Genomic DNA, 13,846 nt, shown 5'->3' with positions numbered 1-13,846 from the left:
ACACGTCTCGAATGGAACCTACCTTACTCGAAAAACTCAAAGCCGGCAAGAATGTATACGGCACCTGCATTACCTCCACAAGCCCGATGTGGCCCGCAGCGGTGAAGCGAACGGGCGTCGATTTTGTGTTTCTGGATACCGAACACGTGCCGCTGGGCCGGACTGAGCTTGCTGCGCTGTGCCAGCAGTTCAGGCACCTCGGCATTACGCCCATCGTGCGCATTCCGTGCCCAGATCCTTACCTGGCCTGTCAGGCCATTGATGCCGGCGCGAAGGGCATTGTAGCACCATACCTCGAATCGACCGCGCAGATCATGGAACTGGTGGGGGCTACCAAATACCGGCCGCTCAAAGGGCAGGTCCTGCAAGGTTATCTCAGCGGCGACGTCCCGATGCCTCAGAATTTACAGGAATACGTCGCGCATTACAATGCAGGAAACATTTGCATTGCCAATATCGAAAGTGTGCCCGCGATGGAGAATCTCGACGCATTGCTGTCGGTGCCGGGGCTCGATGCGGTGTTCATCGGTCCGCACGATTTGTCGGTAAGCCTCGGACTGCCGGAACAATACGATCACCCCGATTTTGAAAAGGCCGTTTCCTACATCATCCGCACCACCCGCGCCAAAGGACTGGCTATCGGCATCCATTTCTCACTGGAACCGGAGCGTCAGATTCAATGGATGAAAGAGGGTGCAAACATCGTCGTGCACAGTTTCGACGTGGCGCTTTTTGTGCAAAAACTGACTGCCGATTTCCGCAAAATAAAATCGGCAGCCGGTGATTCGGCTGCCGAAAATGGTGAAGCTATGATCGTGTAATGGTTTATTTGCCTTGCCACATCATCAGTCCTTCGATGAGCGCGGTGAGCTGTTCGAAGGGCATATGGGGAGTAAGGTACGCGTGCGGGCCCATGGGATCGTCCTGCCAGCTGTTGTTGCCGCCATTGATGATGATTTTCCCGCGCTTCACGCCGAAATAGGGCTGTACGCCGCGGATCGCCACCAGCACCGCCGTTTGGTCCCAGCTCATGCGGCCGTCGGCATCTCCTTTGGACAACGGCATTGCCATAGCGAATACGTCTTTTACCGGGCTTTTTAAATGCTCGTTCGCAATCACTCTCTTGCCTGTTTTGATCTCCTTCCCGATCTCAAATCCACTGAAAAGGATTTCGGTAGGCCATTCTGAAAATACCTTGGCCGACGCCACGGAGTCCACCAGAACATTGTACTCGCGGAAAGCGGGAAATCCGCCGGCCATGGAAACGAGGTGTTTCACTTTTTTACGTACAAGGCTGCTGCCCGATAGCTGCGAATGGCCGTCCGGTCCCGAATCGAGCAGGTTGGCGAGGTTGGTCAGGAAGCCAACGGTCACGATGGTAACGCTCTGGTCGGGTTGCTTGGCCAGTATCCGGCGGTAAGTTTCCACGGCATCGGGCGCGTCGGAAGTTTTGGCGATCTTGTGCGGGTATTTTTCGACCAGCATTTCCGGCCATTTCTGCGTGGCACCAAAATCCGGCCCTTTTCCCTTCGGCGCGCCTGTCGGCAACTCCGGGCGACCGAAATACGTGTTCAATATCTCGATCGTAGGCACTACCAGCTCGTTTTTATTGGAAGAAATAACCGCCAGCGGCTTCACCTCGCCTTTGTCGGCCAGAGCGTGCATGACTGCCATCGCGCCCACATCGTCATAGTCGGGCCCGATGTCGGTATCGAGGATGAGCGAGTTGATGGTTCCACTGTTTTGAGCGTAAGTATTGGTTAATCCAAAAAGGCAAAGGAGCAATAGAATTTTGTTCATGACATTCATTTTCAAATGCGATCTGTTGTAAAAACTATTCGCTTTTCCTTCCTGATATGCTGCATGGAAGGCGTTTTAAAGCGGGTTTGAAGGGTTACATCAGTTTTTCAACACCTGAAATGCCTGTTTTGTTTCGCCATTTACCACTTCCAATACATAAATTCCTTCACCGAATTCCTGCCCTGAAATATCAATTTTCCGCTTCGCCTCCGCATTCAGCGACTCGCCTTTTACCTGTTTGAGTATCCTGCCGTACAAGTCGTAAACGTTCACCGAAGTCGCTTGCCCCGACGGCACTTCATTGCCCAGGTAGAAAACTCCCTTCGACGGGTTAGGATAAACAGCCCATTGCGATTGCGCATCGAAAGCGACCGTACGTACACGGGAATACTGATAGGTGCTATCAATATCGACCATTTTGAGGCGGTAATACCTGTTGCCCCACTTGCCTGGCGTCTCGTCGGTATATTCGTACTTTTTGCCGTCTTTCAGTCCGCCGCCGCCAGCTATCTGGACCAATGGCACAAAACGCCCCTGCCGGTACGCGTCGTCACCAGCCGCAACTTCGATGGCGAAATGGTCGAAATTCTCTTCGGAAGCCGTTTCCCATTCCACTATCACATCTTTTGACTGCTCAGCATCCTGTTTTTTGCGCGCATTGAAATTCACCAGTTCCACCGGCAGAGCCCCCGGGTTTCCGACAAATCCCTTGGCAATCCAGAACTCCGAGAAAGTTTTCATGCTCATTTCGAGATAGTATCCTTTGTCGTAAGGCACAAGCTTTACTTCTTCCGCGGGGTGGTAGGTCCAGCCGCCTTCGGTGCTGTTAATGAGCGAGCCGTCCTCCTTGGAAGTGTTGATCGGGTTACTGTATTGAGAAATACCCAATTCGAATGCGTTCGCCGGTTTGCCGCAACTCGCGCAGCCCACGGCATTAATCAGCGCCTCGCTTTCGGTTTCGAGGAAGTAAAACCTTACTGTCGCGAAATTGGCAAGGTTGGCATTGGCCGGCTTGATCGTGAAATTCCGGTCGAGGTAGTAATGGCCATTTCCGTTTCTCACTCCCGTGGTGTTCACATAGCTCCGTACCTCCGTATTGCCCATACTCTGGCCATTTGCATTGATGGAGGCCAGCATTTTGCCATTCTGGACAAAATTGACCCATCCCGAACCCGATACCTGCTGGGTCGCCACGCCGTTGCTGCTGTCGTGGATAGGCGACACGTTGTCGAAAATGTGAATGTCGTCCAGCGCGATGCCTTCGCGGTGCGTGAAGCCATCTGAAATCAATACAAAGCGTATTTTCAGGTTGGTAAAACCGGTAGGCAGGGCCATGCTCGCCACGTGCCAGCGCACATAGTTCTGCAACGCCCACGCGCCTTTCCCCGAATATGTTTTGTTATACCAGTTGGTACCCTGGCCTACCGCACCGAGGCGCGTCCAGGGACCGTTGTTACCCGAATATTCCACATATACATAGTCGCAGGGCGTAGGCTCGCACACTTCGAGGTCGATTGCCGCACTGAAACTCAATGTAGGCGACGTGAGACTGCTTACATTGAAGCAAGGGGAATACAGGTAAGATTCTTCCTTGTCGTTATGTCCGCCGGACAAATTTGTTTTCCAGATTTTCGTACCGCTCGCAGCCTTGTTTACCACGCTCGAAACCGGCGTTCCGTATTGCCATGAGCTGTTGGTTCCTTTGGCGCTCCAAAAGCCGTCGCCGTTTTCAAAATCTTCCAGGTAAGGGAATGTGCTCAGTACCGGTGCATTGAAAACTTTCACGGAAAGCGTGTCGTTGTCGCGGAAACTGTCTGTCGGCAATGCGGCCCAGGCCTTGATGTCCAAAGCGCCGATTTCCGAGAGATCCGCTTTTTGGTTGAATGTAAAATCGATCGTGCTTCGTTTCGCGATCAGCGGAATGGTGTCGAGGATCACGGTGCCGTCGGGCAGCGATAGTACCAGCGGAATGTCGCTAATGTCTCGTGCGGAGCTGTTGCGAATCCTCACGGCGATGGATTCGGCATTGCCGAGGCCGCAGCTTTCCGTGGGCGGAGCGAGCAGGCTGATCATCTGAATGTCGTCCGTTACCGAAATGATACGGATGTCATCGAAGGAGTAGCCGGCGCCGTTGCTGTAATCGGAAGTGAGCATTTTGCCCCATTGCCCCCAGCGCACCTGAAAGCTGGAAGAGAAGTTTTTGGCATTCGCGGCAAGCAGTCCGCTCATTTCCAGCGGCACCGTGGTTTTGTAGCCTTCGGTAGAAAGGTTTTGGTTTGCAAAAAGATTGTACAGTTCAATCCAGGTATCGGAGTCCTTTCCTCTTATCCATACTCTGTTGTTGTCATTTGACTTCTGACCATGGTTCTTATACGAAAATACCAGGCGCAGGTCATGTGTGTTGATATCGTATTCGCCCAAATTGTAGGTCGCGGTGAGATAGGTCGTGTTGCCGACAGGAAATGGCCGGTTGGTATCGAGTGTGAGCGCCTTCTGGCCGGAGGCCGCGAAACCGGAGTTGACAAACGTCCTGATCCTTCCTGCGTCGTTGCTGCTCGCGCTGAAATCGTAGCGCCCGTCGCCGGTGAGGCCCATTTGGGTGAGGGTTACGCTCTGAACGGGCAGGTTTTCCATATTGTCTTCATACGGCAGTGCAATCGGATCATTAGGCAACTGCCTGAACGTTTTCGTGATTGTATCGTTCGCCGCAACCAGGTCCTGGTTTCCGTGGATATATACTTTGAAAGTGTAGTTTCCGACATCGGCCAGATTCGCCCCTACCGCAAAAGTGTGGTCGTAAGTCTTTCCTTTTTCGATAAAAGGATTGATGGTTTCAACCGGAACGGCCATGCCATTCAGCAGATATCCGACATCGAGTGGCCCGTTAAAATCGACATCATCGAGGTTTTTGATCCTGATTTTCACAAAAACGGCGCTGGTGAGTGCCGACGAAGTATTTTTCCGCCCCGAAGACGCCGGTGTCAGAATCGATTCCACTTTCAGGTCATTATCGGAAATCGATCCTGCGCAGGTTCCGGTGTCCGGCTTGCGAGAAATAGCCAGGGCTCTTCTGCCTGGCTTTCCATTGATCCGCGCCCGCACCGAAACATAATGCGTGGAGTCCTTTGACAGTCCGCTGAATGTATAATTAACGCCCGTGGTGGTGGCTACCGGCACCATTTCGCTGCCCTTTAGCACCATCACCTCGTAGTCTGTGGCGCCCGAAACCGCCGTCCAGTCTACCGAAATATAGCCTTCGCATTGCAAGCTGGAAAGGGTAACGCCGGGCACGCCGATCACCGTAAATGGCTCAGAAACGCTTTGCGCCCCGGTGCTGTTTTGGGTAACGCGCACGCGCACCTTCTCGGATTTCGTACCGGCTGGCACCACCCAGTTGAGCTGGCTCGTTCCTGCGGCTACCGAGGTTGAAATGTTCGTCCAGTTCTGTCCGTCGTTCACGCTATATTGGACCGTGAATGTGCTGTTGCTATTCCCGAATGCATCCCAGGAGATGAGAGTCGCGTCACCATCTTTCATGCGCTCGCCTCCAACGGGGTTTGTCAGGGTGATGGAATTGGGGATAATGTCATAAACAACGAAGTATTCCTGTGACGGCGACTGTCCTATGGTGCTGCCTTTGACGGAAATCGTATAACTTCCCTGCGCCGGGTTGTTGATCACTACCTGCTCCATATTATTCACATTATCCACACCCGTACCGGCAACCGCATTCACCTGAGCCGCGGCGGGATTGAGTATCCGCGGATTCACTGCATTGGACGAAGGATTAATAACCTGCAAATCGAGGTTGTGGACAAGGTTTTTGGATACGAGCATCGAACCGGCGGGATCGTTCCAGTACAGCATTACTTTTAGCTGAGCCGTACCCGCGGGCACATCAATAGCGAAATTGTTGATTCCCTGGTGCGACACCTGGTCCGTTTTGTAACTCTGCGATTCGAGCATTTTCACCGATCGCAGCAGATTGAGCCAGCCGAATCCGAAACGGTAATCCGGTCCTTCATTACCCCGGTCCACTGCCCCGTTCACGAGCAGGGCTTTCATCAGGCCATTCTTTGGGTTCTGGTTCCCATTCAGCTGGCGGTAGCGCTCGTACAGTAGCGCCAGACCACCCGACACAGCCGGCGAAGACATACTCGTGCCGCTGCCGTTGGTATATAAGTTTGTAGGTACAGTTGAAACGATTACCGAACCTTGTGCCGTAATCTCGGGCTTTACCCGTCCGTCTTTCACCGGCCCGCGGCTCGATTCGGAATAAATGGCACTGGTTTCATTGGTTGCACCGACCGTAATCACATTTTTGGCCGTCTGATACCCGCCGAGAACCGTGGCAAATCCCGCTGCGAAAGGGGCGCAAGTGATTTTTCCGCTATTACCTGCCGCAAAAACGTGCTGCAAGTACGGCATATCAAATGCCTGCTGGTCCAGAATGTAGGAGTACAGGTCATAAACGCCGTTTGTCTCGCAGGTTACCACATCCGAACCGTAGGAATTGTTGGTAATCACCATACCGAAATCCTGCACATATTGCGGAGAATACGCCAAAATGGACGAATAGCTTTGCGCTACAACCGTCGCTTTGGGTGCATAACCTGCATTTCGCTCTTCCATAATGCCGGCGCCCGCCATCGTGCCCATCACATGAAGCCCGTGCGACCCGCCGTCGATCGGCGCGCGGTTGATGATCCTCGTGTTGAAGTCAATATGCCGCAATGGGTTGGATTCGTCGCCAATGCCGACTACTACGCCCGCACCCGAAAGGTTACGGTTCCCGGGTAAGGCCGATTTCAGAACATTGGCGCGGCCGTTGACCGTGCTCTTGCTGTTCAGCTGACGGTCGGGCTGCGGCAATGCCTGCACATATTGGATAAAAGGCTGGCTGGCGAGGCTTTTGAGCTCTTTTGCGGGAATCCGCACGGTGAGCACCTGGTATTTTTTGAAGTCGTCGGCAACAATCTCAACGCCGCGGGCCTGCAAAGCTGCCTTAATTTCCTCATAGCTGAACGACCTGGGATAGCTGATCCACAAGTCTACCGTTGTGGGGCTGACGAACGCGTGGGAAGGAATGCGGCCATTGGCGAGTGAGGGCTCCATTTTCTGTTCGGCATTGAGCTCGATAATGGCCCGTCCCCTGGTCCTGGCCAATGCGCCGGGATTGCTTCCCGCCCCGATTGTGGCGGTGTAAGCATAGTTCGGCAGATATTCGAGCAGCTCTATCCCTTCCCGTTTCAGCTCGCGCCGCTCGTCCTCGGTCGGAATATCGTCGAACTGAATAATCACGAACGACTTCTGGCCATCGTTGGCGAGCCTGAACGCCGCGCTGGTCCGACTGCCGGCGGACGCGACGTTTTGCTGCGGCACAAAAGAGCCGCTTCGCAGGAGGATTTCGTAGTCTTTGCGCTGCTGCGCAGTTGCATTGCCGATCAGTGAGCTAGTCAGCAATAGTGTGTAGTAAAGATTTTTCCACTTCATAAAATCTGGTACAGATAAAGGATAGGTAATTCTACTCCATTTGCGCTAATAATACAAATTAATTCGTTTATAGTCGAATACAAATTAGCCGTAACGATAAACTAATTGATATACAAGCGAATAGAAGCCCCTATCAACATCACCGCCGTCCCTATACGCAAAACTAGGAGGCGTTTCATTTTATGTGATTTGTAATTAGCTGGTGGCTGGTTTAACTTAGCGATCTTAATCTCTAAGCATTCCTATGAACTTATACGGCCTGATTGGATTCCCGCTGACACACTCTTTTTCGAAGCGATATTTCACTGACAAATTCCTGCGCGAGAAAATCAAGGAGAGCAGCTATGAGCTTTTTGAGATGAAATCGCTGGAAGAATTGCCGGAATTGCTGAAAAAAAAGCAGGACTTGCGCGGACTGAATGTGACGATCCCCTATAAGAAGGATGTAATCGCCTATCTCGACGACCTCGATGACGCATCAGCCGAGCGAATAGGTGCGGTGAATACGATCAAAATCTACGCTGACGGAAGCACAAAAGGCTTTAATACAGACTATTACGGATTCCAGCAATCACTCGTAGAATGGCTCGACCGCCGGGGTGAAAATTGTGCCAATTTCAAAGCATTGATCCTCGGAAATGGCGGCGCGGCGAAGGCGGTGCAGGTAGCATTGACCGACCTCAACGTCGGATATATGCAGGTTTCGCGCCAGAAAAGCGACGATTGTCTGCCCTATGAGGAACTTACACAAGACATGATGGGAAGCCACCGGCTGATCATCAATACCACCCCGTTGGGAACTTATCCCAACACCGAAGAGTGCCCGATGATCCCCTACCAGTGGGTCAACCGCAGCCATTATCTCTACGACCTCGTCTATAATCCAGCCGAGACATTGTTTCTTAAAAAGGGCACGGAACAAGGCGCTGCGACGATGAATGGCCTGAAAATGCTGGAATTGCAGGCGGAAAAGGCCTGGGATATCTGGACGACCGAAGAAAATCTCTGGAGTATTTAAATCCTGCTGTAAAACGTCCACAAATCGTCTCCAACACGCTCAGAACCCCTGAAAATCCCCTTGGGGGCAGGTGCAGCTACGCCATTTCCGATCGTAATCCCGCCCTGGCAACGCCGTATTTCGTCCCACAAACCGCATTCGAAGAACGCATTAATCACCGCTGCGCCGCCTTCGACCAGCAAGGATTGTACTTTCCGACGGTGTAAACCTTGTAGAATTTGTAGAATTTCTTCGACCTTTGGCTCGATTTTCATGTAGGCCGTTGTCGGAGCCAAATACCGCTCCGGATCGGACGGAATGTCCGTTTCGAGATCATAACTGACGACGACAGTGCTTTGGGATTGGTCGAACAAATGGAGTTGCGGAGGTAGTTGCAAATGTCGGTCGGTCACGATCCTTACCGGGTTTCTTCCTGCCCAATGCCGGACGTTCAGGCGGGGGTTGTCCATCAGCGCGGTTTTGTAACCCACCATAATCGCGTCTTCCTCGGTACGCCACTGATGCACCCGCATGTTGGACAATGTGCCGCTGATCTGCAACGGGCTGCCGGCCTGGTAACCCAGGAACCCATCGGCGGTTTCGGCCCATTTCAGGATCACATACGGCCGTTGGAGCGTCATCGCCGTAAAAAACCGCTTGTTCAGCTCCGTCCCTGCGGCTTCGGCCACGCCGCATTCCACTTCGATGCCCGCCTCGCGCAGGCGGCGGATACCCCTGCCGGAAACCAGCGGATTCGGGTCGTTGTTGCAGATCACCACTCTTTTCAGGCGCCGGCTCACGAGCAGGTCGGCGCAGGGAGGCGTTTTTCCCGTGTGCGAGCACGGTTCCAGCGTTACGTAGGCGGTAGCTTGTGGCAGTAAATGCGAATTGCCGCGCGCGTCCGTATCCTCGATCGCGCGTACTTCCGCATGCGGCCCGCCGTATGCACGGTGCCAGCCTTCGCCGATAATGCGGCCGTCATGAACGATCACACAGCCCACCATCGGGTTGGGGCTTACCGCCCCGCGGCCGTATCCGGCGAGCTGCAATGCCCGCTCCATCCATTGATTGTCCGTCTCCATGTGGCAAAAATACAAATGCGGTTTCAAACTCAACTTTCGCGAGTCCCCGTAATTTGCTAACTTTCCGACATTGGATCAAAATCAGTGAAAATGACTTCAGCACGCCAGCTTTATTTATATATAGTTAAAAACATCACAGTTTACCCGGACAAAGAAGCGCAGGCAATCGCTTTCATGCTGTTGGAGCATTATATGAGGCTTCGCAACATCGATGTGCTGGTTGACCGGCCGATCGCCGATACGACGGCTCAGCCCGACTGGGACAATATCATCAAGCGCCTCAACAACAATGAGCCGGTGCAGCACATTATCGGCTCCACGGAGTTTTGCGGCCTCGAATTCCGCGTTTCGTCGGCAGTACTCATTCCCCGCCCCGAAACCGAAGAGCTGGTGCAAATGGTGACGCGCGACTATGCGGAGCCGGACAAAAACATCTCCATTCTGGATATCGGAACCGGCAGCGGCTGTATCGCCATCGTGCTGGCGCGCTTCCTCCCGCATGTGAGCGTGCACGCGTGGGACGTCTCCGACGAGGCCTTGGAAGTAGCCCGCGAAAACGCCCGCCAGCTCATTGCCGACGTCACTTTCGCGAAGCAGGATATGCTCAATGTGGCATTTCCGCTGCCCGGCAATATCGTCCAGTTCGACTGCCTGGTGAGCAACCCACCCTATGTAACCTATTCGGAGGCTGAAAGCATGCGCCCGAACGTGCTGCGGTTTGAGCCGCACGAGGCGCTGTTTGTGGAAGACAATGATCCGCTGCTTTTCTATAAAGCCATCGCCGATTTCGGCACGCACCACCTGAAACATGGCGGGAAATGCTATGTCGAGATCAACGAGCATTTCGGTGCGGAAACGAAGCAGGTTTTTGAAGAAAGAAATTACATAAAGGTGGAAATCCTCCGTGATATCAATGGTAAAGACCGGTTCGTAAGGGCCATCTGGGACTGATCCATTTACAAAATTTGACCGCATTTTCATGTATATAGAAAAAATCAGGGAGGTCCTGGACGAAATGGGCAAGGTAGTGGTGGGGCAGGACAAACTGCTGAACCGGCTGCTGATCGGCCTTTTTACCGGCGGGCATGTCCTCCTCGAAGGCGTTCCGGGACTCGCCAAAACGCTCACAATCAACGTGATGGCCAAAGTTTTGCACCTGGAATTCAAACGCATCCAGTTCACGCCCGACCTGCTCCCGGCAGATTTGATCGGGACGATGATTTATAAACCTAAAATAGGTGATTACGAGGTCAAAAAGGGCCCCATCTTCTCCAACCTTATCCTCGCCGACGAAGTGAACCGCTCTCCTGCCAAGGTGCAATCCGCATTGCTGGAAGCGATGCAGGAAAAGCAGGTCACGATCGGTGATGAAACCTATCTCCTCGACCGCCCGTTTGTGGTGCTTGCCACCCAGAACCCCGTAGAACAGGAAGGAACCTACCCGCTCCCCGAGGCACAGATCGACCGCTTCATGATGAAAGTGTACGTCGATTACCTCGACAAAATGAAGGAGCTGGAAGTGATGCGCCGGATGTCGGACATTAATTATGATTACCAAATCCGCCCAATTCTGAATAAAGAAGACATTTTCGCGATCCGCGACCATGTCAACAAGGTCAACATCTCCGACACGCTCGAACGTTACATTATTGAACTGGTGTTTGCCACCCGCCGCCCGCTCGATTACGGGCTGCGCGACGAGGCACGTTACATTCAGTTCGGGGCGTCGCCGCGGGCGACCATTTACCTCAACCGTGCCGCCAAAGCACTGGCCTACCTCGAAGGCCGCGACTACGTGCTGCCGGAGGACATTAAAGAGCTCGCGCCCGACATTATGAACCACCGCATCCTGCTCAACTACGAGGCCGAAGCCGATGGCGTGCGCACGATGACGATCATCGACTCCATTCTCCGGAAAGTCGCCATTGGTTAATTCACGGCACCGGGTCGTGGCCGTGGCCGCCCCAGGGATGGCAGCGGGCAAAGCGTTTCAGCCCCATCCAGCCGCCTTTCAACGGGCCGTGTTTCTGCACGGCCTCGATCATATATTGCGAGCAGGTAGGCGTGTAACGGCAGGAATTCGGCAAATAAGGCGAAAGTGCCGCCTGATAAAACCGCACGAAGGCTATGAGTAAAAATTTCATTTCGCGTCTTGTCTCATATTAGTATATTTGACCATTAACACCACAACCGCATGCTTTCATATATCATGTGGGACGCAAGTCCCGAAATATTCACCATTCCGGAAATAGCCGGTTTTGGTCCCTTCCCTGTTCGTTGGTATGGTTTGCTCTTCGCTGCCGGCTTCCTGATCGGTCAGCAAATTATGATCTATATTTTCAAGAAAGAAGGAAGAACGCTGGAAGATATCGACTCGCTCACGCTCTATATGGTGCTTTCGATCGTCATCGGCGCCCGCGTCGGCCACTTTCTTTTCTATGAACCCGAAGTGCTCTTTAAAAATCCCCTGGAAGTGATATTACCGCCCTATGCCGGCCTCGCCAGCCACGGTGCGGTAATCGGCACGGTAACGGGGCTGTGGCTTTATGCGCGCTCACGCCGCGGTACGGGGCAAACGTTCTTCTGGGTAACCGACCGCCTTACGATCACATTTGCATTAGGCGGGGCATTTATCCGCTTCGGTAACCTGATGAACTCCGAGATCGTCGGCAAACCTTCCGATCTACCCTGGGCATTCATTTTCAAGCAAAATACCGAATTCCTGCAAATCCCGCGCCACCCGGCGCAGCTCTACGAATCCATTTCGTGCTTCATCCTTACATTCGTCCTCATCGCGATCTGGAACAAATACAAGGCTGCTACGCCACGCGGGCTCATGGTCGGCGTGTTCCTCGTATGGGTGTTCACGTTGCGGTTCCTGTACGAATTCCTAAAAGAAAACCAGGAAGCCTTCGAAGCCAACTACGCATTGAATATGGGCCAGATCCTCAGTATTCCGGCGGTGTTGCTCGGCCTGTATTTTATCATTCAATCGCGCAGAAATCCTTTGGAGCGGATCAGCTAACCCGGCAGCGGCGACAACAGGCGTGCATCAATGCCGTGTTTTCATTACATTGTAATTAGTTTGAACCAACTCCAACAATTGTCAGATGAAAACATCCTTTATAGCCGCATTCCTTTCCTGCACCCTCCTCCTGACCGGTTGTGGCAGTAACAAGGAAGAAAAAGAAGCCGCTGCGAGCGACAGTCCGGCCGACGCTCTTCAGGCCATTGCCGACAAGGCCAAGGCCATGGGCGACCGCGAGGCCGTCGAACCGGTCGATTTTCGCAAGCTGAAAGACCTCCTTCCCGAAAAAGTAGCGGGCATGGCGCGTACCGAAGCCACCGGCGAGAAAACAGGCGCCATGGGGTTTACCGTTTCAACGGCGCAGGCTAAATACAAGGGTTCCGACAATACATTGAACATCGAGATCGTCGATACAGGCGGTATCGCCGGGGTTTCCACGATGGCGCTCGCAGCCTGGTCTATCGCCGAAATCGACAAGGAAACGACCACCGGATATGAGCGCACCACGCAGATCGACGGCCACAAGGCTTTTGAAAAGTATAACAACGAAAGCAAGTCCGGGGAAGTCAACGTGCTCGTAGCCGACCGCTACGTGGTGAATGTCGAAGGCGACAATGTGAGCGTCGACGAATTGAAAGAAGCATTAAAGGACATCGACCTAGCCAAACTGGGCGAATTGAAATAACCCCACAAAAAGAAAGCAGAAGCCCGGGCTTCTGCTTTTCAAGGTTTTAGGAATATATCAATGCTGGTAACCGCTGCTATATCGTTGCCAGATCCACCTTTTCGCGGAGGATTTGCTTGGCTTTTACGAGCTGGTTTTTAACCGTGTTTTTGGATATTCTTAAAAACTCCGCTATTTCCTGATAGGATTTTCCTTCTTCAATATTCAGTTTCAGAATCTGCCGGCGCTTGATCGACAGCGATTCAACCGCGGCCTGGACCACGCTCAGGCGTCTTTCCGTTTCCTCTCTCTCCTCTTCCCCAGCCACGCGGATCGCCTCCATGTAATGCTTACGCAGCTGCTCGCTCTTTTCCAGCTTTTTGAAATGGTCGAACGCCATGTTGCGCAGGCATGTAAAAAGGTAGGAATTGAAATTGTAGTCGGGCTTGATCTGGGAACGTCTTACCCAGATCTTGATAAACACATCCTGAACCATATTCTCAGCTTCCTCCTCGTCTTTGAGCAATGAAACCGTAAACCGCAGTGCAGGCGTTTTATAATAGTTGTACAGCTCGGCAAAAGCGGCTTCGTCGCCTTGCGTCACTCTGATCAGGGTATTTTCGTCGGGATAGGCCACAGTCTTACAGGTTTAACTTATAGAAAAGGGACTAGGTAAAGAGATTATGGTATTAATAAAAAAACTTTTATTCTTGGATAGGTCCTATTTATCAACCGGCATTAAATTCTTTGAAAAGGACTTGTTATAATTGTTGACAATCAGT

General features: G+C 52.7%; 11 protein-coding genes. 6 read left to right on the top strand and 5 right to left on the bottom strand.

Going from position 1 to position 13,846, the window contains the following annotated elements:
• Positions 1 to 11 precede the first annotated feature (11 nt).
• On the top strand, positions 12 to 821 hold the full coding sequence (locus tag DFER_RS21550; RefSeq protein ID WP_015813769.1) for an HpcH/HpaI aldolase family protein: 810 nt from the start codon (positions 12 to 14) through the stop codon (positions 819 to 821).
• A gap of 4 nt (positions 822 to 825) precedes the next feature.
• On the opposite strand, the gene DFER_RS21545 is transcribed toward DFER_RS21550, so the two are convergent.
• Positions 826 to 1,800: a nucleoside hydrolase gene (locus tag DFER_RS21545; protein ID WP_041736580.1), complete on the bottom strand. Its 975-nt coding sequence runs from the start codon at positions 1,798 to 1,800 to the stop codon at positions 826 to 828.
• Positions 1,801 to 1,899: 99 nt separating this feature from the next.
• Entirely contained in the window at positions 1,900 to 7,293 is a 5,394-nt protein-coding gene (locus DFER_RS21540; RefSeq protein ID WP_015813767.1) for a S8 family serine peptidase, read from the bottom strand.
• Positions 7,294 to 7,537: 244 nt separating this feature from the next.
• Here DFER_RS21540 and DFER_RS21535 point away from each other — a divergent pair, with 244 nt between their 5' ends.
• Positions 7,538 to 8,311: a shikimate dehydrogenase family protein gene (locus DFER_RS21535; protein WP_015813766.1), complete on the top strand. Its 774-nt coding sequence runs from the start codon at positions 7,538 to 7,540 to the stop codon at positions 8,309 to 8,311.
• On the opposite strand, the gene ribD is transcribed toward DFER_RS21535, so the two are convergent.
• Positions 8,308 to 9,372 carry a bifunctional diaminohydroxyphosphoribosylaminopyrimidine deaminase/5-amino-6-(5-phosphoribosylamino)uracil reductase RibD gene (gene ribD, locus DFER_RS21530; protein ID WP_015813765.1) on the bottom strand — a complete coding sequence of 355 codons (1,065 nt, stop codon included), beginning with the start codon at positions 9,370 to 9,372 and terminating at the stop codon, positions 8,308 to 8,310. The two genes, DFER_RS21535 and ribD, sit on opposite strands and share 4 nt — an antisense overlap.
• A 90-nt stretch (positions 9,373 to 9,462) precedes the next feature.
• Between ribD and prmC the strand changes: the two genes are divergently transcribed.
• Positions 9,463 to 10,323, top strand: coding sequence for a peptide chain release factor N(5)-glutamine methyltransferase (prmC, locus tag DFER_RS21525; protein ID WP_015813764.1), 861 nt, complete (start codon positions 9,463 to 9,465; stop codon positions 10,321 to 10,323).
• Positions 10,324 to 10,351: 28 nt separating this feature from the next.
• The gene (locus DFER_RS21520) at positions 10,352 to 11,305 is read left to right on the top strand and encodes an AAA family ATPase (protein ID WP_015813763.1); all 954 of its coding nucleotides are present in this window, start codon (positions 10,352 to 10,354) and stop codon (positions 11,303 to 11,305) included.
• A gap of 1 nt (position 11,306) precedes the next feature.
• Here DFER_RS21520 and yidD read toward each other — a convergent pair whose 3' ends face one another.
• Positions 11,307 to 11,516: a membrane protein insertion efficiency factor YidD gene (gene yidD, locus DFER_RS21515; protein WP_015813762.1), complete on the bottom strand. Its 210-nt coding sequence runs from the start codon at positions 11,514 to 11,516 to the stop codon at positions 11,307 to 11,309.
• A gap of 50 nt (positions 11,517 to 11,566) precedes the next feature.
• Here yidD and lgt point away from each other — a divergent pair, with 50 nt between their 5' ends.
• Positions 11,567 to 12,397 carry a prolipoprotein diacylglyceryl transferase gene (gene lgt / locus DFER_RS21510; RefSeq protein ID WP_015813761.1) on the top strand — a complete coding sequence of 277 codons (831 nt, stop codon included), beginning with the start codon at positions 11,567 to 11,569 and terminating at the stop codon, positions 12,395 to 12,397.
• 85 nt (positions 12,398 to 12,482) lie between these two features.
• Positions 12,483 to 13,085 (top strand): hypothetical protein, encoded by a 603-nt coding sequence (locus DFER_RS21505; protein ID WP_015813760.1) that lies wholly within the window; start codon positions 12,483 to 12,485, stop codon positions 13,083 to 13,085.
• Positions 13,086 to 13,161: 76 nt separating this feature from the next.
• On the opposite strand, the gene DFER_RS21500 is transcribed toward DFER_RS21505, so the two are convergent.
• Positions 13,162 to 13,701, bottom strand: coding sequence for an RNA polymerase sigma factor (locus DFER_RS21500; RefSeq protein WP_015813759.1), 540 nt, complete (start codon positions 13,699 to 13,701; stop codon positions 13,162 to 13,164).
• Positions 13,702 to 13,846 lie beyond the last annotated feature (145 nt).

Origin of the sequence: Dyadobacter fermentans DSM 18053 (genome assembly GCF_000023125.1) — a bacterium.
Classification (GTDB): Bacteria; Bacteroidota; Bacteroidia; order Cytophagales; family Spirosomataceae; genus Dyadobacter; species Dyadobacter fermentans.
Note: the sequence above shows the minus strand (reverse complement) of the source record. Positions and strands in the feature narration are given on the sequence as shown.

What these genes read in the sequence shown, in the direction of transcription:
- DFER_RS21550 (WP_015813769.1), top strand. Translation starts at nt 12, where the DNA reads ATGGAACCTACCTTACTCGAAAAACTCAAAGCCGGCAAGAATGTATAC.
- DFER_RS21545 (WP_041736580.1), bottom strand. Translation starts at nt 1,800, where the DNA reads ATGAACAAAATTCTATTGCTCCTTTGCCTTTTTGGATTAACCAATACT.
- DFER_RS21540 (WP_015813767.1), bottom strand. Translation starts at nt 7,293, where the DNA reads ATGAAGTGGAAAAATCTTTACTACACACTATTGCTGACTAGCTCACTG.
- DFER_RS21535 (WP_015813766.1), top strand. Translation starts at nt 7,538, where the DNA reads ATGAACTTATACGGCCTGATTGGATTCCCGCTGACACACTCTTTTTCG.
- ribD (WP_015813765.1), bottom strand. Translation starts at nt 9,372, where the DNA reads ATGGAGACGGACAATCAATGGATGGAGCGGGCATTGCAGCTCGCCGGA.
- prmC (WP_015813764.1), top strand. Translation starts at nt 9,463, where the DNA reads ATGACTTCAGCACGCCAGCTTTATTTATATATAGTTAAAAACATCACA.
- DFER_RS21520 (WP_015813763.1), top strand. Translation starts at nt 10,352, where the DNA reads ATGTATATAGAAAAAATCAGGGAGGTCCTGGACGAAATGGGCAAGGTA.
- yidD (WP_015813762.1), bottom strand. Translation starts at nt 11,516, where the DNA reads ATGAAATTTTTACTCATAGCCTTCGTGCGGTTTTATCAGGCGGCACTT.
- lgt (WP_015813761.1), top strand. Translation starts at nt 11,567, where the DNA reads ATGCTTTCATATATCATGTGGGACGCAAGTCCCGAAATATTCACCATT.
- DFER_RS21505 (WP_015813760.1), top strand. Translation starts at nt 12,483, where the DNA reads ATGAAAACATCCTTTATAGCCGCATTCCTTTCCTGCACCCTCCTCCTG.